The 20,618-nt window shown below is 69.7% G+C and carries 23 protein-coding genes; 20 read left to right on the forward strand and 3 right to left on the reverse strand.

The window, feature by feature from the left end; genetic code table 11:
* Nucleotides 1-996 (forward strand): UbiA family prenyltransferase (locus AB1609_01975; protein MEW6045238.1); only part of this gene is annotated, 996 nt, incomplete at its 5' end.
* An 18-nt stretch (nt 997-1,014) separates the two neighbouring features.
* Here the strand turns inward: AB1609_01975 and AB1609_01980 are convergent.
* A complete protein-coding gene (locus tag AB1609_01980; GenBank protein ID MEW6045239.1) occupies nt 1,015-1,572 on the reverse strand; it encodes a hypothetical protein in 558 nt (185 codons plus the stop codon).
* 201 nt (nt 1,573-1,773) lie between these two features.
* On the opposite strand from AB1609_01980, the gene AB1609_01985 reads away from it, so the two are divergent.
* The 8 genes from AB1609_01985 (at nt 1,774) to AB1609_02020 (ending at nt 7,852) form a co-directional block, all read left to right on the forward strand.
* Nucleotides 1,774-2,850 (forward strand): SCO family protein, encoded by a 1,077-nt coding sequence (locus AB1609_01985; protein MEW6045240.1) that lies wholly within the window; start codon nt 1,774-1,776, stop codon nt 2,848-2,850.
* An 82-nt stretch (nt 2,851-2,932) separates the two neighbouring features.
* Nucleotides 2,933-3,355 carry a hypothetical protein gene (locus AB1609_01990; protein ID MEW6045241.1) on the forward strand — a complete coding sequence of 141 codons (423 nt, stop codon included), beginning with the start codon at nt 2,933-2,935 and terminating at the stop codon, nt 3,353-3,355.
* Nucleotides 3,356-3,380: 25 nt separating this feature from the next.
* A complete protein-coding gene (locus tag AB1609_01995; GenBank protein MEW6045242.1) occupies nt 3,381-4,343 on the forward strand; it encodes an FAD:protein FMN transferase in 963 nt (320 codons plus the stop codon).
* Nucleotides 4,328-4,894: a hypothetical protein gene (locus AB1609_02000; protein MEW6045243.1), complete on the forward strand. Its 567-nt coding sequence runs from the start codon at nt 4,328-4,330 to the stop codon at nt 4,892-4,894. Before AB1609_01995 ends, AB1609_02000 begins: the two co-directional genes overlap by 16 nt.
* Nucleotides 4,895-4,915: 21 nt before the next feature.
* The gene (locus tag AB1609_02005; protein MEW6045244.1) at nt 4,916-5,644 is read left to right on the forward strand and encodes a response regulator transcription factor; all 729 of its coding nucleotides are present in this window, start codon (nt 4,916-4,918) and stop codon (nt 5,642-5,644) included.
* On the forward strand, nt 5,641-7,014 hold the full coding sequence (locus AB1609_02010; GenBank protein MEW6045245.1) for a HAMP domain-containing sensor histidine kinase: 1,374 nt from the start codon (nt 5,641-5,643) through the stop codon (nt 7,012-7,014). The genes AB1609_02005 and AB1609_02010 overlap by 4 nt, the downstream gene beginning before the upstream one ends.
* 161 nt (nt 7,015-7,175) lie before the next feature.
* A complete protein-coding gene (locus AB1609_02015; protein ID MEW6045246.1) occupies nt 7,176-7,586 on the forward strand; it encodes a PadR family transcriptional regulator in 411 nt (136 codons plus the stop codon).
* Entirely contained in the window at nt 7,583-7,852 is a 270-nt protein-coding gene (locus tag AB1609_02020) for a hypothetical protein (protein MEW6045247.1), read from the forward strand. The genes AB1609_02015 and AB1609_02020 overlap by 4 nt, the downstream gene beginning before the upstream one ends.
* 155 nt (nt 7,853-8,007) lie before the next feature.
* On the opposite strand, the gene AB1609_02025 is transcribed toward AB1609_02020, so the two are convergent.
* Nucleotides 8,008-8,490 carry a plastocyanin/azurin family copper-binding protein gene (locus AB1609_02025; GenBank protein MEW6045248.1) on the reverse strand — a complete coding sequence of 161 codons (483 nt, stop codon included), beginning with the start codon at nt 8,488-8,490 and terminating at the stop codon, nt 8,008-8,010.
* Between the two features lie 197 nt (nt 8,491-8,687).
* Between AB1609_02025 and AB1609_02030 the strand changes: the two genes are divergently transcribed.
* The 11 genes from AB1609_02030 (at nt 8,688) to AB1609_02080 (ending at nt 20,090) form a co-directional block, all read left to right on the forward strand.
* Entirely contained in the window at nt 8,688-9,092 is a 405-nt protein-coding gene (locus AB1609_02030; protein MEW6045249.1) for a hypothetical protein, read from the forward strand.
* A complete protein-coding gene (locus tag AB1609_02035) occupies nt 9,062-11,233 on the forward strand; it encodes a S9 family peptidase (protein ID MEW6045250.1) in 2,172 nt (723 codons plus the stop codon). The genes AB1609_02030 and AB1609_02035 overlap by 31 nt, the downstream gene beginning before the upstream one ends.
* A gap of 65 nt (nt 11,234-11,298) precedes the next feature.
* Complete coding sequence (locus tag AB1609_02040; protein MEW6045251.1) at nt 11,299-11,871, forward strand: superoxide dismutase family protein; 573 nt, start codon at nt 11,299-11,301, stop codon at nt 11,869-11,871.
* A 100-nt stretch (nt 11,872-11,971) separates the two neighbouring features.
* On the forward strand, nt 11,972-12,676 hold the full coding sequence (locus AB1609_02045) for a phosphoadenylyl-sulfate reductase (GenBank protein ID MEW6045252.1): 705 nt from the start codon (nt 11,972-11,974) through the stop codon (nt 12,674-12,676).
* A gap of 17 nt (nt 12,677-12,693) precedes the next feature.
* Nucleotides 12,694-13,839, forward strand: coding sequence for a sulfate adenylyltransferase (gene sat / locus AB1609_02050; protein ID MEW6045253.1), 1,146 nt, complete (start codon nt 12,694-12,696; stop codon nt 13,837-13,839).
* A gap of 95 nt (nt 13,840-13,934) precedes the next feature.
* Entirely contained in the window at nt 13,935-14,963 is a 1,029-nt protein-coding gene (locus tag AB1609_02055) for a BMP family ABC transporter substrate-binding protein (GenBank protein MEW6045254.1), read from the forward strand.
* A gap of 112 nt (nt 14,964-15,075) precedes the next feature.
* Nucleotides 15,076-16,590, forward strand: coding sequence for an ABC transporter ATP-binding protein (locus AB1609_02060; protein MEW6045255.1), 1,515 nt, complete (start codon nt 15,076-15,078; stop codon nt 16,588-16,590).
* Entirely contained in the window at nt 16,587-17,753 is a 1,167-nt protein-coding gene (locus tag AB1609_02065) for an ABC transporter permease (GenBank protein MEW6045256.1), read from the forward strand. Before AB1609_02060 ends, AB1609_02065 begins: the two co-directional genes overlap by 4 nt.
* Entirely contained in the window at nt 17,750-19,054 is a 1,305-nt protein-coding gene (locus tag AB1609_02070) for an ABC transporter permease (protein MEW6045257.1), read from the forward strand. The genes AB1609_02065 and AB1609_02070 overlap by 4 nt, the downstream gene beginning before the upstream one ends.
* Before the next feature lie 59 nt (nt 19,055-19,113).
* Nucleotides 19,114-19,680 (forward strand): hypothetical protein, encoded by a 567-nt coding sequence (locus tag AB1609_02075; GenBank protein ID MEW6045258.1) that lies wholly within the window; start codon nt 19,114-19,116, stop codon nt 19,678-19,680.
* 98 nt (nt 19,681-19,778) lie between these two features.
* Complete coding sequence (locus AB1609_02080; protein MEW6045259.1) at nt 19,779-20,090, forward strand: alpha/beta-type small acid-soluble spore protein; 312 nt, start codon at nt 19,779-19,781, stop codon at nt 20,088-20,090.
* Nucleotides 20,091-20,197: 107 nt separating this feature from the next.
* On the opposite strand, the gene AB1609_02085 is transcribed toward AB1609_02080, so the two are convergent.
* The coding region (locus AB1609_02085) for an Hsp20/alpha crystallin family protein (GenBank protein MEW6045260.1) at nt 20,198-20,618 on the reverse strand (421 nt) is incomplete at its 5' end.

Below are 20,618 nucleotides of genomic sequence, written 5' to 3' on the forward strand. Positions count from 1 at the left end.
GATGTGCCTGGGCACGGCCGCACGGTCAGCCTCGGGTCGGCCTCGCGTTCCGGGCGGTCACGGCCGGACTGCGCAGGCCCCAACGCGGGCTTTCGGTGCATCCGGGACGAGGGCAAGAGACGGGAAAAGCAACCGGGCATGCAGCTTACGACCAGGCTGAGCGCGTACGTGGCCATGACCAAACCCCTGCAGACGGGGCTGCTGCTGGCCACGGGGCTGGCAGGGTACCTGAGCGCCCGGCCGAGCGCGCCGGGGTGGGGGGCGCTCGTTGGGGTGGCGGGCAGCCTCTGGCTTGCCATCTCCGGCAGTACCCTCATCAACATGTTCTGCGACCGGGACATCGACGCGTGCATGGGGCGGACGGCGCGCCGCCCCATCCCCACCGGCCGGGTCAGCCCGCGCGAGGCGCTGTGGGTTGGCGTGGTGTCCGTTGGGGCCGGGTTGGGCTGGGCGCTGGCCATGTCCGTGCCGTATGGCCTGGTGGTGCTGGCGGGCTTCTTCTTCGACGTGGTGGTTTACACGCTGTGGCTCAAGCGGCGCACGGCCTGGTCCATCGTCTGGGGCGGCATCGCGGGCGGGATGCCCGTGCTGGCAGGCCGGACGCTCAGGGCCGGCGGCCTGGATGCGATTGGGGTCCTGCTGGCCGCGGCCGTGGTGCTGTGGATTCCCACGCACATGGTGACGTTCAGCATTCGGCATGCGGAAGAGTACCGGCGGGCGGGAGTTCCCGTGCTGCCCAACACGCTTGGGGAATGCCCTGCCCGGTCCGTCGTGGCCGCCTCCAGCGTGGCCGCGGTGGTCACCATCGCGGTGGCGGCGTACCTGGTGGGGCTGAGCGCGGCGGCTCTCTTGGTCATGTGGGTGCTGTGCGGCGCGCTGGTGGCTGCGGCGGCCGCCGGCGCGCTGCGGCCGTCGCCGGCTCTCGACTTCGGCCTCTACAAGTTCGCTTCCCTGTACATGCTGGGCACCATGGCCCTGATCGCGGTAGGTGCCTGAAGCCTGGCGCTGAAAGCGTCAGGGTTGCTGGCGCAATTCCCGGATCCGGCCCTGCGCCCTCAGCAGGAGATCGCGCAGCTGCGCCAGCCCCTTCTCCGCCGGGAGGGAGACGGCCTCCCCCTGGATGAAAACCACCGCGGTCTGCGTGCGGCCCCGCTGCACGAGCGTGATGATCAGGTCCGGCACCGGGCTGTACGCCACCACCGCCTCGTCCCGCGTCTGGGACTCGAGCTGCTTGCGCTGTGCCAGCATGGCCTGAAGGGCCTCGAGGGTGCCCGGCACGGCGCTATCGGGAACGGTGGCGCTCACGTCGATGTCATCCGGAGCAGCGGCGGGGATCACCAGTTCCACCCCGAACTCGGGCGGTTCGCCGGCGGTGCGCAGCCGCATCACCCGGACGGCGATGCGAGCGTCCCCTTCGCCCACGACGGCGCCGAGGCCCCAGTACTCGCTGATGGTCAGCATACCCTGGGGCACTTCCGGAGGGGGGAGCACCTGCGCCGCTGAGGCGACCACCGAAAACAGGAGCACGAGTCCTGAGACGACGGCCACAACGCCCGCCTTACCCAACCCCACCCACGCTCACCTTCCGGCGCACGAGTGAAGGAACCTCGGTTCCCGGATTTACGGGTTGCAACCAACCCCTCCTGCCAGGCTATCGATAATGCGAACCGCTGCCATCCGTGCTATAAAAAGGGCGGCGGTACAGGGGCCGTTTTCCAACCGCCCCGAGACACGCCCCGTTCGCACTCCACACCAGGCGAGGAGGCCACTTGTATGCGGAGGGGTAAGCCATTCGCGGCGGGCATCGCGGCATGGGTGCTGCTGGGCGCGGCAGCCGCCGTCGCCTTCGCGCTGACCCGCCCCGCAACCCCGGAGTTGCGCGGGATGGCGGTCACACCGCCCTATCCCGTGGCGGACTTCACGCTGACCGACCAGTGGGGCCGGCCGTTTCAACTTGCGAGCCTGCGCGGCAAGGCGGTTCTGATGTTTTTCGGATACACGTTCTGCCCGGACGTGTGTCCGGCTACGATGCTTCAGTACAAAGGGATTCGCCAGGCGCTCGGGCGTGACACAGAGCGCGTGGCGCTGCTTTTCATCAGCGTTGATCCGGAGCGGGACACCCCCGGACGGCTGAGGGAGTACCTGGGGTACTTCGACGCGGCCATCTTGGGGCTCACCGGCACGCCACAGGCTGTGTCCCAGGTAACCGCCCAGTACGGGGTCGTTGCGGAGAAGGTGCCCGTGCCGGGGTCGGGCGCCGGCTACCTCATGAACCACACCGCCCTCATCTACCTGATAGGGCCGTCGGGGCAGATGCGAGCCATGTTCCCGCACGGAAGCAAGGTGGAGGACATCGTCCACGACGTGCGGCTCGTGCTGCGAGAGCCGGTCAAGGCGCAGCGGCCCGCGGACGCGGGCCAGGTTGCCCGGGCGGCCACCTCGGGTGGCGAGCAGCCGCCGCCGGCGGCTCCCGCGTACGGGGGAACGGTGCACGTGGAGGGCGCCTGGGCCCGCCCGGCTCCCGGAATGGGGGCCACCAGCGCCGTCTACATGACCCTGGTCAACCGGGGGGACCGACCGGACGCCCTGGTGGCCGTCAGGAGCGACGTGGCCCGCGCCATCGAGCTCCACGAGACCCGCATCGAGAACAACGTGATGCGGATGCGCCGGGTCGAGCGCATTGAGGTGCCGCCGGGTGGCCGGGTGCAACTCACGCCCGGCGGGCTCCACGCCATGCTGATCGGGCTTACCCGCAAGCTCGAGGAGGGCGACCGGTTCCAGGCCGTGCTGGTCTTCGAGCACGGTGGCGAGCTCACCATAGAGATCCCGGTACGCCAGCCCGGGCCGTGAGCCAGCCCCGCTCCCCTCGCTTCAGGTTCGCTCCAGGTTCGTCTGGTACGGTGCTCCCGGAGAAAGGGAGGGGAGCGCAGGGATGAGCAGCGTGACGTCTCCCCAGCGCCCCGGCGGCGGCGGCCGGTCCGGGGCCTGGTGGCTGAGGTGGGTCGCCATCCTGGGAGGGGCCGGCGTCTTTTCCTGGGCGCTTGCCGCCATCCTCAACGGGGGCGCGCCGGCCGGGCGTGCCGGAGAGGGTGCCACGGCAGACCGGCAGCGTCCCCTGGAGCCCCCGGCGCGGCGAGAAGAGTTCGGCTTCCGGGACGGCGGGTTTGCCGGGGGCTTTGGGGACTGGGAGCCGGAGCGCGAAGACGATCCACCCCGCGAGGCATTCTGGGATCGCGAGGACGAGGACGATGGCGACGACGGGTGGGAAGAGGAGCATGGCGCCGCTTTTGAGTTCGGCTTCGCCCGCCCGGCCCCGAGCCGTCGAGCGCCCGATGCCCGCAGCCGCCCGTCCTAGCGCGAGCGGCTTCGGGCAGGACTTCGTGGAACTCCGCGCCAGCCTGCGAGCCATGGGCAGCACGATCAGCCTGGCGGTGCGGGTGCCCCGGTCCGACGCGGAAGCGGCCCGCCAGGTGCTGGCAGCAGAGGCGGCGTGGTTCCAGGAGGTCGAGCGGAGGTTGACGCGCTTCGACCCCGAGTCGGAGCTGAGCCGCCTGAACCGCCTTGCGGGGCAGTGGTGCGTGGTGTCGCCGCTCCTGTACGCCGCGCTGAGTGCCGCGGCCCGGGCGCACCGGCTCACGGGCGGGCTGTTCGATCCGTCGATTCTGCCCGCCCTGGAGCGGTGGGGATACGACCGGGATTTCCGGGAAATGCCCGGGCGAATCCGGCCGGGAGACCCCGCTTTCCAGGCGCCGGTGCCCGAGTCCCCGTCACCTCGCCTCGTGGCGCCCGGCGGGAGCGGGTTCGCACCCCGTGCGCTTCCCTTGACGCTGGATCCGGTGGCGCGTGCCGTCCGTCTGGAACAAGGAGCTCGGTTAGACCTGGGCGGGATCGTCAAGGGTCTGGCCGCGGACAGTTCGCTGCGCCGGCTGGCTTCCCGGTTTCCCGCTGCCCTGGTGGACGCCGGGGGCGACATCGCAGGGTTGGCCAAGGACGGCATGCCGCCGTGGCGCATTGCGCTCCCGATGCGGGGGCTTGGCCTGCCGCACGCACTGCGGGTGCGGCGTGGGGGCGTGGCCACCTCGGCGACCGCCCGGCGCTGGGTGGGCCCGCCTGGCCGGGCGCACCACCTCATCGACCCCCGCACGCAGGCCCCGGCGGACAGCGGCCTGGAGATGGTGACGGTGGTAGCGCGCTCGGCGGCCACGGCGGAGGTGCTGGCCAAAGCCCTGCTCATCGGGGGGCCGGATGCGACGCCCTACCTTCTGGGGCAGGTGCCGCCGGCCGAGGCGTTCTGGCGTACGGGGTGCGGGAAGGTGGGGACGTACAGGTGTCCGTCTGGGTGATCTCCCGGGCTGCGGGGGTGGGTGCCCTGTGGCTTTTCGCCGCGTCGGCCGTTCTGGGACACGCTGCCAGGATGGCGGTGCGGGCCCGGCCCGGGTGGGTTCACCCGCTCCACTACCTGCACACGGCCCTGGCCGTGGCGGGGTGGACCGGCGCTCTCGTCCACGTCCTGCTGCTGCGCCATGACCCCACCATACCGTTTACCTGGAAGGCGTTGCTGGTCCCGCTCGCCGCACCGTACCGGCCCTTCTGGACGGGGCTCGGAACGCTGGCTCTTTACGGATGGGGCCTGACGTTGGTAGCGTTCGATGCGAAGAAGAGAGTGGGAATGAATGTGTTTCGCCTGCTGCACGACATGGCGCCCGCGGCTCTGGGGTTGGCGGCCCTTCACGCCCTCGGCGCCGGCTCGGACGTGCGCCTGACCTCGCTGCGGCTGGCGGCGGGAGCGCTTCTGGCCCTGGCCCTGCTCATCGCCGCCGAGCGGCTGCTCGGCCGGCGCCCGCCGGGCAGCGCCGGCGAAGTGTCGGCGGCCGGCCGGCGGCAGGGGCTTTGAGCGGAGCGAGGCGGGAGGCTCGTGCGGATTTTGGTGGTGGAAGATGACCCGGCGACGCGGGCGGCCGTAAGCCGGGGCCTCGTGTCTGCCCATTTCACGGTGGACACGGCGGCGGACGGGGAGGAAGCGCTGCTGTTCCTCGCCGACCGCCATTACGATGCGGTCATACTCGACCGGCGCCTGCCCGGCGTCAGCGGCGAGACCGTGCTGGCCGAGCTGCGGCGGCGCGGCCAGCAGGTCCCGGTTCTGATGCTCACGGCCCTGGACCGGGTCAGCGACCGGGTGGGGGGCCTCGAGGCCGGGGCCGACGACTACCTGGTCAAGCCCTTCGCCTTCGAGGAGCTGGTGGCGCGTATCAAGGCCCTCATCCGGCGCGCCGCCGGCTCCCCTGGGGAGCCCTGCTTCGGCGACTTTGTGCTCGACCGGAAGGGCGTGGCCGTACGCTGTGGAAACCGAAGCGTCCTGTTGACCCCCCGGGAGTTCGACATCTTGCAGGCGCTGGTGCAGGCCCGGGGGCGGCCCGTCCCGGCGCGGGCGCTGGCCGACGCGGCCTGGCCTGAACCCTGGGAGGCGTCGGACGAGGCGCTGTGGTCGCACCTCAAGAACCTCCGCAAGAAGCTCCAGGCCGCCGGATCCCGGGTCACCGTCCGCAGTCGCCGCCAGGTGGGCTATTACCTGGACGTGGAAGAGGGCAAACAGGGGCACGAGGATGACCGGCCGCCGGCCGCCGGGGGGCGGCGGTCGCCGTGAGGCCGCTGGAGATCTGGCGGCGCCGGTTCCCGGTGCGGCTGGCGGTAACCACCGCGGCGCTTCTGGTGGTGGTGATGGCGGCCATGCTGGTGGTTGCTTACACGGCGGCGGCGTCGCTTCTCATCCGCCAGGCCGACAGCCGGGCGCTTACCACGTTGCGGGCGCCGGCCCGCTCGCCCGACCAGGCAGGCCGGACGGCGAAGTCTGACGAGCGGGACGACCACGAGGAGGGAGACGAGAAGGAGGACGCCCCCCACGAACTGGAGGCCGACCACCTCGTCTGGAGCATCCACACCGGCGGCCCCGATGGGCCCGAACGCTCTGCGCTTGCGTGGCTGTGGCCGGCGCCCGGCGACGTGCGGGTGGCGCGGGCGGCGGCAAGCGGGGGGCCGGTCCTGGTCGAGGAACTGGACGATGTGGCCGAAACACTGGCCGGGCTGAGGATGTGGCTTGCCGGGCTGGGACTTGCCGGGACGCTCCTGGTGAGCGGGGTGGCCTTCGGGTCAGCACGACGGGCCTTTGCGCCGCTTCAAAACATGATCGACGCGGTCACGCGCATTGTGGAGGCGCAGCGCATCAGCCCCGAGACCCTGAAGGTGCAGGTGCCGCCCGCCGAAGGCGACGTCACGCTGGAGCAGCTGGCTGACCTGTTCAACACGATGATGGCCCGGGTTGGGGAGGCGATGGCCACCCAGGCACGTTTCGTCGACGACGCTTCCCACGAACTGCGCACCCCTCTCGGGGCGCTTCGGGCTGACCTCGAGGTGGCGCTGCGGGAGCGGTCCGACCCGCCATCGTGCCGGGCCGCCCTCGAACGCGCCCTGGGCCAGGTGGTGCGCCTGGGGAGGCTGGCCGACGACCTGCTGGCGCTGGCGCGCTACGCGCGAGGCGGCCTGGTGCAGCCCGCGCCGGGGACGGACATGGTAGCGGCCGTACGGCAGGCGCTCGAGGACGTGCGGCACCTTGCCGAGCAGGGGGGCGTTACCGTGGTGGCCGACATGCCCGACCGGCTGGAGGCCACGTGCGACGGGCAGGCTATCTCGCGGCTGGTCACCAACTTGCTCCGCAACGCTATCGAAGTCAGTGCTGCCGAGGGCATCGTCCAGGTGCGCCTGGCGCGGCAGGCGGGGAGCGTGGTGATCGAGGTGGCCGACTCTGGCCCGGGCATGACACCCGAACAGGCGGCGCGGGCTTTCGAGCCCTTCTTCCGGGTGGAGCGTAAACGAGCGGCCAACGGGCGCAACTCTTCGGGCGCGGGGCTCGGGCTCGCCATCGCCCACGCCATTGTTGAGGCGCACGGCGGCCAGATTGACCTGGACACCTGGCCCGGGCGCGGCACCCGCGTACGGGTTGGCCTGCCCGATCGGTGAGAGGTCCTGCCTGCAGGGGCTTGACGGGGAAGATATATTCCGTACGAATATAAGTGCAGGAAGGTTAAGTCGCCCGTGCGAAAGGGGCGGGGTCGGAGCTGGTGCGGGGCTGCATGGGAGGTGCCGGGGGGCCGGGCCGCGGGCCGCACAGGGGGCCCATGATGCCGCCGTTTGGGGGCCCGCGGGGAGCCTTCCTCTTCCTGCCCTGGATCCTCCTCAGGCTGGCCGAGGGGCCTTCTCACGGCTACCACCTCCTCGAACGGTACGGCGGGCGACCCGGCTTTGCCGGCCCGCCCCTTCTCCCCGGCACTCTGTACCGCTGGCTGCGTGCCCTTGAACGGCGCGGCCTGGTCAGCTCCTCCTGGCAGGCCGGCGAGTTCGGCCCGGCCCGGCGCAGCTACACGCTGACCGCCGCGGGCTGGCAGGTGCTGGACGAGGCGGCCGCGCAGCTCAGGCAGCGGCGCCGGGAGATCGACGCGTTCCTGGATGCTTACGAGCGCCTGCGCGGCATGGGGCCCCCGGGAACCTCGAGCCGTTCGCCCCTGAGCCCGGAGACGGAGGAAGGGGGGTGAGTGCACAGATGCACGGCTGCGGCGGAATGTACGGCGGCGGGATGATGGGCCATGGCCCCGGCATGGGAATGGGCATGCACCGGGGCGCGCCCTGGGCCCGCGGGCCGCTGGGGTTTCGCCGGCGCTTCATCACCCGGCAGGAGCGCATCGAGTGGCTGGAGGCCTACCTCAGCAACCTGCGCCAGGAGGCCAAAGCGGTGGAGGAAGCCCTGGAAGAGCTGAAGCGCATGGGGCCGCCTCAATCAGGCACGACCGGTGTCGGGTGAGTGTTCGTCAAAGCTCGCCCGTCGGCGAGAGAACGCTCGCGGGGGCCTCACGGCCCCCACGAGCTTCCGGAAGCGGCCCCCGGGGGGAGCAGGGTAGAGGGCAAACCCTCGGGGGCCGCGGGCCAGCTTGCGTGCGGGAAGCGCTCCGGACCGCCCTAGCGCACCGTGAGCGACCCGTGCATGCCGAGCTCGTAATGCCCCGGCACGAAGCACGCCATCTCCCAGGAACCCTGCTTGCCGGCGGGGACGGTGAAGGTAATCTTCACTTCGCCGCCGGGCTCCACCTCCACCTCGTCCAGTTCCCCGGTCTCCACCATACCACCCTCGAACTCCACGGTCACCTCAATGCCCTCGAAGAAGTTCTCCGCGTACCCGTGCATCTCGCCGCCTTGTTCGTCGCCTGCCATCCGGCTGCCGCGGCCGATCATGAGTTCGTGTTCGGCGGTGCCGCGGTTGACCAGCGTGATCTCGTACACCTTCCCCGCCTGAAGCGCCAGCTGGTTGGGGTTGAAGGCAAAGTCACTCATCGCCAACTGGATGCGTTCGGGCGTGCTGGCAGCCATTACCACCCCTGACACGGCCGCCGCCACGAAGGCGGCCGCCACCACCAGGACCACCGTCTTCGCCCTCTTGTTCACCGCGTCCTACCCCCCTGGGCGTAGCGTCGTCCCCGCACTCCTCAGGTCCCACGCGCTCCTCTCGCGCAGCCGGCCCCGGTAAGAGTTCGGAGGCGTTTTCCTTTCTCCTGGTATCAACCGGGGGTATAGGAGCACCTTGGCAGGCCGGGCGGCCTCCGGTAGAGTGGGATCGTGCGGCCATGGAAAGGGGGACTTCGGTGACCCTTCTCGTCCGAGTGCTCTTCTACATCCAGCTCTTGCTGGGGCTGGGGCGATTCGCGGGCCTCGTCCGAAGTGAGCGTATCTGGGAGACTCACGTCATCATCGGCGCGCTCGTTGCCCTCCTGGCGTTCGTTGCCCTTCGCCCCCGGCCCGGGATGCCGAAGCCTGCTCTGAGAACCGCGGCCCGGCTGACGCCTCTTTTGCCGTTCTTGACCGGGCTTGCCATCTTCACGGGTATTACCGGCGGCCGCCCCTTCACGCTGCTCCACATGGCCCTTGCGGTAGTGGCGCTGGGCCTCGTCGAGATGGCCGCCGCCTCCGAGCGCAAGGGCGCCGGCGGCGGGGGGTCGCCTGAAAGGACGGAGAAGCCGTGGACAGCGCACCGCGCACGAGGCGCCTGATCACCTCGCGGGATCTCCTGCAGATGCGCTTTGTCGGCGACGTCCAGCTTTCTCCCGACGGGCAGAGGGTCGCGTGGGTGGAACGCTGGATCGATCCCGACGCCGACGCCTATCGCTCCCGCATCATGGTGGCCCCGGCCGACGGTTCGGCGCCACCGGCCCCCTTCACAGCCGGAACTGCCCAGGACAAAGCGCCGCGGTGGTCGCCCGACGGGCGCTGGCTTGGGTTCCTCTCGAACCGGCCCCTCGAGGGCCGGGGCGTGGCCGGCCGCAAAGATCAGTTGGGGCCGGCGCAGGGCCCGGCGCCGCCGCCCTTCCAACTGTACGTGATGCCGGCGTTCGGCGGTGAGGCCCGGCCGCTCACCCGGCTGAAGCGCGGCGCCGGGGTGCCTCTCTGGTCGCCGGACGGGAGGCGCATCGCGTTCATCGCGGAGGTGGACCCGTCCCGGGGCGTGGAGCGGCTCGGCGACGAGGATCCGGACGAGAAGGACCCCTACCGCCGGTTCAACCGGGACGTGAAGGTGATCACCCGCCTTTACTACAAAGAGGACGGGGTGGGGCTCTTTGACGGCAGGCGCCACCACCTGATGATGGTCGAGTTCCGGCCGGAGCAGGGGGACTCGCCAGACCGGGAGCCGGAGGTCGTTGCGGTGACGATGGGAGCCTTCGATATCCGGTCGGCGGACTGGATGCCGGACGGCCGCACCCTGGTCGCCGTCACCAACACCGACCCGGAGGCCGACTACCAGCGGTGGAGGGACGTGTACCTGGTGCCGGTGGATCCTGGCCGGCCGGGCGGGCCGTTCGAGCGGGTGACGGCGTCAGACCTGCGCATCACGGAGGTGCGGGTGGCGCCGGACGGCCGGCGGCTGGCGTTCACCGGCTACGACCTGGAGCTCGGCCAGTACTCCAACCACCACCTGTACGTGCTCGAACTGGACGGCGCCCCCCAGGTCCGCCGCTGCCTTACGCAAGCCTCCGACCTCACGGTCGGCAACGCCGCCTTGCACGACGTGGCCATCGACGCGGGCACCTCGTTTTCGTGGGCGTCGCACGGCTCGGGGATTTACGCGAAGGTGAGCCACCGCGGAGCGGTGGACCTGTTCTATTTCCCGGTGGACGGGCCGGGCGGCGACAGAGGCGAAGCGGCCGTACAGCTGACCCGCGGGGCGCACGTTGTGCACGACTTCAGCGTGCGCGACGCGTCCGGGCGGGCGGCCCTGTTGTTCATCGACGAACTGTCTCCCGGCGACGTGTGGGCCGGGCGGGTGCGACCGGACCGCCTCGATGAGGTACGGCGGCTTTCCCGCACCAACGAGGCGCTGCTCGAACAGCTCGAGCTGTCGAAACCCGAAGGGTTCCAGTTCGAGTCCGACGGCCTTGCGCTGGACGGCTGGGTCATGCGGCCGGCGAAGTTCGAGCCCGGGCGGCGCTATCCGACCATCCTGCAGATCCACGGCGGCCCGATGGCCATGTACGGGTACGCGTTCTTCTTCGAGTTCCAGCTTCTCGCAAGCCACGGCTACGCCGTCATCTACACGAACCCGCGAGGAAGCCAGGGCTATGGCCAGTCGTTCTGCGCGGCCATCCGGGGCGACTGGGGCAACAAGGACTTCCAGGACGTCATGGCGCTGGTGGACGAGGCCGTGCGCCGCTACGACTTCATCGATCCGGAGCGGCTCGGCGTGGCGGGCGGCAGCTACGGCGGCTTCATGACCAACTGGGTCATCGGTCACACCGCCCGCTTCAAGGCCGCGGTCACCATGCGCAGCGTCGCCAATGAGTACAGCTTCTTTGGCACGAGTGACATCGGCTACCACGACCTGTACGACTTCAAGGTGCCGCCCTGGGAGAACCCCGAGGCGTACCTTAAGATGTCCCCGCTCCACTACGCCGGACGCATTCGCACGCCGACGCTCGTCATCCACTCCGAAATGGACCTGCGCTGTCCCATCGAGCAGGCGGAACAGCTTTACGTGGCCCTCAAAGCGCAGCGAGTGCCGGTGGAGTTCGTGCGCTTTGCCGGCGAAAGCCACGGGCTCAGCCGGGGCGGGAAGCCGTGGCACCGGGTTTTCCGCCTGGACCGGATCCTGGACTGGTTCGAACGCTACCTGAAGGGTCCAGAACCTACCCAGGCGTAGGAGGTTCGCCGGCCAGGCATGTCAGAGCGGGCCCGCCCATATATCCTTGCCAGGGGCGGTAGGGAATGGCGGGCCGTTCGCCCTTCATCGGGGCTTTTCGGGCAAAAAGCGCGGTGCCTCTACTCCTGGCCGTGGTCATCGCCGTGGTGGCGTACGCCTTCCTGCGCCATCCGGCGGCCACGGCGGCGGATGCCGTCGCCGAGATCGAGGGCGGCCCGCTGGCGCCCAACCTGAAGGGTTCGGTGAGCTTCGAGGAGGCCCCGGGCGGCACGTGGGTGACGGTTGAGGTGGACGGCCTGCCGCCTTACCTGGCCGGCACGCCACCCATCGGCCCGCACGGCTTCCACATTCACGAGGTGGGGGACTGCACCGTCGGCGACCCCGCCGACCCCTTCCTCGCCGCCGGCAGCCACTTCAACCCCGACCGCCAGCCGCACGGCAACCACGCGGGCGACTTCCCCGTCCTCTTCTCGCACCAGGGGCACGCCCGCATGAGCTTGTTCACGGATCGCTTCCGTCCGGCGGACGTGGTGGGCCGGGCCGTCATCATCCACGAAAATCCCGACGACTTCCGCTCGGATCCCGCCGGCAACTCAGGGCGCCGCCTCGGTTGCGGTGTCGTGCGCCGCCCCGGGTAGGAACGGGATAGGCCCGAGTTCCCGGGACCGCAGTCACACCCCGGCCGAGCCTCCCATATCGATGGAGCAGCGAGCCTGAACCGGGGGGCTGACGACGCCGATGCCATCCCGTTCGCTTCCGACCCTCGCCGAACTTCCCGACGTGGCGGGCCGTTTCGAGGAGGCAGAGCCCGAGGCCGTCCTGCGGTGGGCCCTGGAAACCTACTCGCCCCGCATCTGCCTGGCGTGCAGCTTCGGCGCGGAGGACATGGCGCTGCTGCACATGGGGTCCCGCCTCCTCCCGGGGCTGGACGTCTTTTACCTGGACACCGGGCTCCTGTTCCCCGAGACCTACCGGCTCATCGAACAGGTGTCGGCCTCGTACCCCGTTTGCATCATCCGGGTGACGCCCGAGTTGAGCGTCAAACAGCAGGCGCGCCTTTACGGGGACACCCTTTGGGCACGCGACCCCGACCGCTGCTGCGCTTTGCGCAAGGTCGAACCCCTGCGCCGGTTCCTTTCAGGCTACGACGCCTGGGTGACCGGCATTCGCCGCCAGCAGTCGCCGACCCGCCGCCACACCCGCCCGGTGGAGTGGGACGGGCGCATGGGCCTCGTGAAGGTCAACCCGCTTTTCCGCTGGAGCCGGGACGACGTGTGGCAGTACATCCGCGCCAACGGCGTGCCCTACAACCCGCTGCACGACCGGGGCTACCCCAGCATCGGCTGCTGGCCGTGCACCACGCCCGTGAAGGAGGGCGAGGACGAGCGGGCGGGGCGGTGGCGCGGGTTTGGCAAGACCGAGTGCGGGCTGCACGGGAGCTGAGGGATGCCGTGAGCATCATGGACGCGGGCTTGATTGAACCGTACGGAGGGCGGCTCGTGGACTGCCGCGTATCGGGCATCGCTGCGGAGCGCTTGCGGCGCGAGGCGCGCCACCTGCCCCGCGCTGAACTCTCCCCGGTCGAGGCGGCCGACCTGGCGCTCATCGCGTGCGGGGCTTACAGCCCCCTGGACGGCTTCATGGGCCGGGAGGCCTATGGGGAGGTCGTCCAGCGCATGTACCTGCCGTCGGGGCTGCCGTGGACCCTTCCGGTGGTGCTGCGCGTCGGGCGTGAACTGGCGGCCCGCCTCCAGGCGGGCGACATGGTGGCGCTTTGCCCGCCGGAACAGGACCCGGTGGGGGTTTTGTTCGTGGACGACGTCTTCCCCATCGACCCCCAACGCGAGGCCCGGGAGGTGTTCGGGACGGACAGCCCTGCGCACCCGGGCGTCGCCGCGGTCCTGGGCGCCCCGGAGTGGTGCCTCGGGGGGCCGGTGCGGGTGTGGGCGGCGCCGGACTGGCCTGCGACGGCGCTGACGCCGCAGGAGAGCCGCGCGGCGTTTCCACAGCGCGGCTGGCAGAGGGTGGCCGCCTTCCAGACCCGGAACCCCGCGCACCGGGCCCACGAGCACCTGCAAAAGTGCGTCCTGGAGGTCGTTGACGGGATGTTGCTGCACCCCCTGGTGGGGCCGACCCGCAGCGAAGACCTGCCGGCGCCCGTGCGGTGGCGGGCGTACGAGATCCTGATCCACTACTACTTTCCCCCGGAACGGGTTCTGCTGGCCGCCTTCCCGGGCGCCATGCGCTACGGAGGGCCCCGCGAGGCGGTGTTTCACGCGCTGGTGCGGCGCAATTTCGGGTGCACCCACTTCGTGGTGGGGCGGGATCACGCCGGCGTGGGGTCGTTCTACGGCCCGTACGACGCCCAGCGCCTGTTCGACCGTTTCGACCCCAACGTCATCGGCATCGAGGTGCTGCGGTTCGACGCGGCGTTTTACTGCCGGCGGTGCGGGGGCATGGCCACGCTGCGGAGTTGCCCGCACGGCCGCGCGGAACGGGTGGTGCTGAGCGGCACGGAGGTGCGCCGCAGGCTGCGGGATGGCGAGACGCTTCCAGAGGAGTTCGCCAGGCCCGAGATCGCCAATTTCTTGCTCAGGGCAGGATGAAAAGAGGGGCTGGACGACCCTTAGCGAACTAAACCGCTCGGCCGGGTGCGAGAAGTTCGTCGTTGCCGTTCCAGGTGGGAAGGGGTGGAGAGCCTGTGAAGGGGCTTTTGCGCGCGTTCGGGCTGGTCGGGCTGGCTGTGGTGCTGGCCGCAACGCCGGCCGTAGCGGCCAAGCTCAAGGTCGGGCAGGTTACCGACGTCGGGGGGATCGACGACAAGAGCTTCAACGCCACGGCGTGGAAGGGCGTTCAGGACGCCGTCGCGAAGCTGGGCGTCGAGGGCCGGTACCTCGAGTCCCAGCAGCAGACCGATTACGCCAAGAACATTCAGGAGTTCGTCTCGCAGAAGTACGACCTGATTGTGACGGTTGGCTTCCTGCTCGGGGATGCCACCAAGGAGTTCGCCCAGCGGTATCCCGATCAGAAGTTTGCCATCGTGGACTTCGCCTATGAGCCGCCCCTGCCCAACGTGTTGGGCCTGACCTTCGCCACGGACGAGGCCGCCTTCCTGGCAGGGTACCTGGCGGCCGGCATGACCAAGACCGGCAAGGTCGCCACCTTCGGCGGCATCGCTATCCCGCCGGTGACCATCTTCATGGAGGGCATGGAGGCTGGCGTCAAGTACTACAACCAGGTGAAGGGGACCAGGGTGCAGCTCCTCGGCTGGAACTCCAAGACCCAGAAGGGCGTCTTCGCCGGAAACTTCGAGAGCACCGACGATGGCCGGCGCATCGCCGAGACGTTCTTCGACGAGGGCGCTGACATCGTCATGCCGGTGGCAGGCCCGGTGGGGCTCGGATCGGCAGCGGCAGCCAAGGAGCGCGGCAAGCTCATCATCGGCGTGGACACCGACTGGTACGTAAGCGCTCCGGAGTTCCGTGGCACCTACCTCACCAGCGTGATGAAGAACATGGACGTGGCCGTCTTTGACGCGATCAAGGCGGTGAAGGACGGGACGTTCAAGGGCGGCACCTACCTCGGGACGCTGAAGAACGGGGGCGTGGGCATTGCACCGTACCACGACCTCGACAGCAAGGTGCCGGCCTCGCTCAAGGCCGAGATCGAGCAGGTGCGCGAGAAGATCATCAAGGGCGAGATCAACATCCGCGAGATCCTGGCCAGGTAAGGTGAAGCTCGTGACAGGGTGGCCGGCCGGGGGAGATGGTCCGCGGCCGGCCACGCCTGCACCGAACGGGGCTTGCCAGCAACCAGTACGGTAACAGGGCGAGAGAAGGCATTTGAGCGAACCCATCCTTCAGCTCCGGGGGATCGTCAAGCGCTTTCCCGGCGTGGTCGCCAACGACGGCATCGACCTGGACCTGTACCCCGGCGAGATCCTGGCCCTCCTCGGCGAGAACGGCGCGGGCAAGACCACGCTGATGAACGTGCTCTACGGCCTGCTGCAGCCGGACGCCGGGGAGATCCGGGTACGGGGACGGCCGGCCCACTTCCGTAGCCCGGCGGACGCCATGGCGGCCGGCATCGGAATGGTGCACCAGCACTTCATGCTGGTGCCGGTGATGACGGTCGCCGAAAACGTCGTGCTGGGGGCGGAGCCCGTCCGCCACCGCTACAAGCTTGACCGCCGGAAGGCGGCCAGGGCCGTCGAGGACATTTCCGGGAAATTCGGGCTGGCCGTGGACCCGCATGCGCTGGTCCGGGAGCTTCCGGTCGGCGTCCAGCAACGCGTGGAGATCATCAAGGTGCTCTACCGCAACGCCCGCGTCCTGATTCTGGACGAGCCCACCGCGGTGCTCACCCCGCAGGAGGTGGACGAGCTTTTCCGCATCCTGAAAGGCCTGGTTGCCGCCGGCCACTCGGTCATCTTCATCACGCACAAGCTCAAAGAGGCTCTGGAGATCGCCGACCGCATCGTCGTGCTGCGGCAGGGCCGCGTGGTGGGTGCCACCGCGCCAGGCAGGACGACCGAGGCGGATCTGGCCGCCATGATGGTGGGGCGGGGCGTGGCGCTCGAGGTCGAGAAGGGGCCCGCGAAGCCGGGGGACGTCGTGCTCCGGGTGGAAGGGGTCTGGGTGTTCGACGAACGCGGCGCTGCGGCAGTACAGGGTGTCGACTTCGAGGTGCGGTCCGGAGAGATCGTGGGGGTGGCCGGGGTCCAGGGCAACGGCCAGACCGAACTCATGGAAGCGCTCATGGGCCTGCGGCCCGTGGCCGCGGGCCGGGTGAGCATCCTTGGCCGGGCCCTTTCGGCTCTTTCGGTGCGGGACCTGGTCGAGCTGGGGGTCGCCTACATTCCGGAGGACCGGCAGCGCGACGGTCTGGTACTGGCTTTCCCCGTTTACGAAAACCTGGCGCTCAACACGTACTACCGCCCGCCGGCCGCCGGCCGGGGTGTGCTGCGCCTGGAAGCGATGCGCAAGCACGCGGAAGACCTCGTGCAGACTTTCGACATCCGCACCCCCTCGGTGGACGTTGCGGTGAGCACGCTCTCTGGCGGCAACCAGCAGAAGGTGATCGTGGCGCGGGAGTTCTCCCGGCCCATCCGGCTCCTGCTTGCCTCCCAGCCGACGCGAGGGCTTGACGTGGCGTCCGTGGAGTATATCCACCGGCGTATCATCGAGCAGCGTGACGCGGGGGCAGGGGTGCTCCTGGTCTCCACCGAGCTCGAGGAGATCCTGTCGTTGAGCGATCGCATCGCGGTGATGTACAGGGGCCGGATAGTAGCCCTGGAGGAGCGCACCCGCCTGAGCCGCGAGCGCCTCGGCCTGCTGATGGCGGGTGTGGCCGCATGAAGCAGCGTGCAGCCGGCGCCCTGCGGGCGGCCGCAATCCCGGCGCTGGCCGTTGTCACGGGCCTGATGGCAGGCGCCGTGATCGTGGTCGTAACCGATGTAGAGGTCATCCGGGCCTGGTCCAGCTTCGGGAGCCATCCGGGCGGGGCCCTCGCGGCCACCTGGCGCAGCGTGGCACGGGCGTACGGGGCCCTTTTCGAAGGGTCGCTGGGGTCGGCTTACGCCATCTCCGAGAGCCTGGTCACCACCACACCGTACATCCTGGCCGGCCTGGCCGTGGCTCTCGGGTTCCGGGCGGGGCTGTTCAACATCGGCGCCGAGGGCCAGCTTTTCATGGGGGCCCTGGCGTCGGTCTGGGTGGGGTACAGCGTCAAGGGCCTGAGCCCGTGGCTGCACCTGCCACTTGCCCTGGCGGCGGGAGCGGCGGCCGGGGCCATCTGGGGCGCGATCCCGGGGTACCTCAAAGCCCGTACGGGCGCCCACGAGGTCGTCAACACCATCATGATGAACTACATCGCCTTCCGCCTCAGCGACTGGCTGCTCAACGGGCCCATGAAGCGTCCCGGGCCCGGCGGAACGCCCGGGTATGTGCCCATCAGCCCGGAGGTGCTGCCTTCCGCCTACCTGCCCAGGCTGTTCGAACCGCCGCTGAGGTTCCACGCCGGGTTCTTCCTGGCGCTGGCCGTTGCGGTGGTGGTGTGGTGGCTTCTGTGGCGGACACCGCTTGGCTTCGAGATGCGAAGCGTCGGAGCCAACCCGCAGGCAGCCCGAACCGCCGGGATGTCGGTGCGGAAGGTTTACGTCGTGGCCATGGGCATGAGCGGCGCCCTGGCCGGGCTTGCCGGAGCCAACCAGGTGTTGGGCGTCGATCGCTGGGTGGGCCAGGGCTTCTCCCCGGGCTACGGCTTTGACAGCATCGCGCTGGCTTTGCTCGGAGGCAGCCACCCCGCCGGGGTGGTGCTGGCGTCGCTCCTCTTCGGCACGCTGCGGAGCGGGGCCACCCGCATGCAGTCGGCCGCGGGAATCCCGATCGATATCATCACCATTCTTCAGGCGCTGATTCTGGCATTTGTGGCAGCGCCGGCGCTGGTGCGGGCCATCTACCGCCTGAAGAAGGCGGCGCCCACGGCCGGGCCGGTGCTGACCAGGGGCTGGGGCAAGTGATACGTCGCTTTCGACCCTTTGACGGCACGGGCGCGGGGGCGGCCACGCTGGCCGCCGGCCCCTCCGCGAGGGTGCAGGTGCGCCGGGGTCTCGGCCCGGGCCTTGTGGGGTTTTTGCTCGCGCTGGCGATTGTGATCCTGTTCGGATTGAGCACCCCCTTCGGTGAGGTCTCCACGTTCGGGTTGAACCCCGGTGGACACGTGCCGGCCATCGTCCTTCCGGACCTGGTGGTGCCCTCTGCGCTCGGGATCTACCTGATGGCGTTCGTCGCAGGAGCCATCGGGGCGGCGTACCTGAGCGCGCCGCGCGTAAAGGCGGGCGCCACGATCGGCATTTCGGTGGCGGCTTTGACGCTTGCGTTTCTCATCTGGGCCGTGCAGGGCCAGTCGCTAAATTTGCTGGGAATGCTGAAGAGCACCCTCCTCAGGGCAACGCCCATCGCGCTCGGTGCCATGAGCGGGGTGCTGTGCGAGCGGTCGGGCGTCATCAACATCGGTATCGAGGGAATGATGCTGACCGCCGCCCTGGCAGCCGTGGTAGCAGCAAGCGCCACGAGCAACCTGTACCTGGGACTCCTGGCGGCCATCTTGAGCGGCGGGCTTCTGGCGCTCGTGCATGCCGTGCTGTCCATCAAGTACCGGGTGGACCAGATCGTCAGCGGCACGGTCATCAACATCCTGGCGACCGGCGTGACCAGTTACCTCTCGGCCCGGTTCCTGGAGAAGTACATGTGGCTCAACAACTCCGGCACCCTTCCGGTGTGGTCGGTACCGGGCCTTTCCGACATCCCCATCGTGGGACCCATCCTCTTTGAGAACACGCTGATCGTCTACCTGATGCTGCTCCTGGTGATCGGCATCCAGGTGATGCTGTTCTCAAGCCGCTTCGGGTTGCGGGTGCGGGCGGTGGGCGAGCACCCCAGGGCGGCCGATACGCTTGGGATCAACGTCTGGCGCACCCGCTACCTGAGCGTCCTGCTGGGCGGGATGGTGGCGGGTATCGGCGGCGCCTACTTCAGCATCGGTTCGGCCGGGCGGTTCGACGAGGTGATGACGGCCGGGCGCGGCTTCATCGGGCTTGCCGCCATGATCTTCGGCAACTGGACGCCGGCCGGTGCGTTTGCCTCGTCCCTCATCTTCGGGTTCGCGGACTCCCTGCAGATCCGCATGCAGATCCTTCAGACGCCGATTCCCTCCGAGTTCCTGCTGATGGCGCCGTACGTCGCGACCATCGTGGCGCTATCGGGCGTTGTTGGCCGGGTCACGCCACCCGCTGCCGACGGCCAGCCCTACGAGAAGTAGCCCCCGGGACCCCCCGCTCATATACCGGCCACTGACACCTTGAGGCGGGGGGTGGCCTTTTGGGGGGAGAGTGGCTACAGATCGTAGCCCTGGCCTGTGCGCTCAGCCTGGACGGATTTGGGGTTGGCGTGAGCTTTGGCCTCAGCGGCCTGCGCACGACCGGGGCGGCGCTCGCCGTCATCGGCCTTCTGTCGGCAGCCCTGTTCGCGGTTTCCATGGGGGCCGGAGCCGCGCTTTCCGGCGTCGTCAGGGTGGGCAGAGGTTTTGGGGGGCTTTTGCTCGTGGGACTGGGGCTCTACCAGTTGACGCGGCCGTGGCACCCCGAACTGGTGCGCCGCCCCCAGCGGGCCGATGCGGACCACTCCGGCCACATCGACGCGCATGAAGCGATGGCGCTGGGAATCGCCCTGGGGGTGGATTCGCTGGCAACGGGTTTAGGCGCCACCCTGGCAGGGTTCAGGTGGTGGGCCGTGCCGGTTGTGGCAGCAGGCCAGGTGGCTGCGGTCGCGTTAGGCCTCGTGGCGGGAATCTGGGCGCGGCGCTGGATGCATTCGACCCACACCCAGCGGCGACCCGTGGCAGGCGCCCTCCTTCTGGTGGGGCTCGGGCTGTTGCGGCTGCGCTAGCGGCAGCGGCGCGTTTGGCAAGCGCGGAAACAACTCACCGCCATACTGGCCGCCCGCGGTGCCCCAGACTAGGCGCGGACGAGGGAGGTGACGAGTCGGTGGCCCTGGGGCAGAAGCGAAACCGCCCGCTGGTGCTGGACGCGGCCCGCAACCTCAACGAGTTCAAGTACGAGGTTGCCAACGAGCTGGGGATCCAGGTTCCCCAGAGCGACTACTGGGGCGACATGCCGTCGCGCGTGACGGGTGCGGTTGGCGGGCACATGGTGCGCCGGATGATCGCCGCGGCCGAGCAGGCGCTGATCGAGCAGGCGGCGGCCGGCGTCAAGGCCGGGTTCCAACAGGCTCTGCAGGTTCCCAACCCTCTGAACGTCCAGAATCCGGCGCAGCCGGCCCAGCAGAAGACCCGCTGAGGTCGCGCCCGGTCGGCACCTCACAGGCCTGCTCAGGCGCGCAGGTCCCCGCCGGGAGAGGCGGGGATCCTGCGCGTGAGGGTCGGACCGGCAGGCGGTGCCGTATATCAGCCCTCGCGGTCAATGGGAATACGGCGCCGGCGCCCTTCCTTTTTCGGGAGGCGAAGCTGCAAAACCCCGTGGCGGAAGGACGCGGTGGCGCGTTCGGGATCCACGTCTTCGGGGAGCGCCACGGTGCGCATGAACGACCCGAAGCGGCGCTCCTGCCGGTAGACGCCGGCCTCCTGGCGCTCCTCGGTGCGGCGCACCTGTCCCCGGATGCGGAGGTGGTGGTCGGTCACCTCGACCTCCACGTCGTCCGGTTGGACGCCCGGGAGGTCCGCCTCAATCACCACCTCGTCGCCCCGGTCGTACAGGTCCAGAGCGGGGTAGGAGGCTGCGCCAAAGGCGCGGGCGCCATGTTCCCAGAGGCGGCGGACCGGGTCGATCCAGACCCTTCCCCAGTCGAGCGGGGCAGGGGCCCCCCAG

Source organism: Bacillota bacterium (assembly GCA_040754675.1).
Taxonomy (GTDB): Bacteria; Bacillota; Limnochordia; order Limnochordales; family Geochordaceae; genus Geochorda.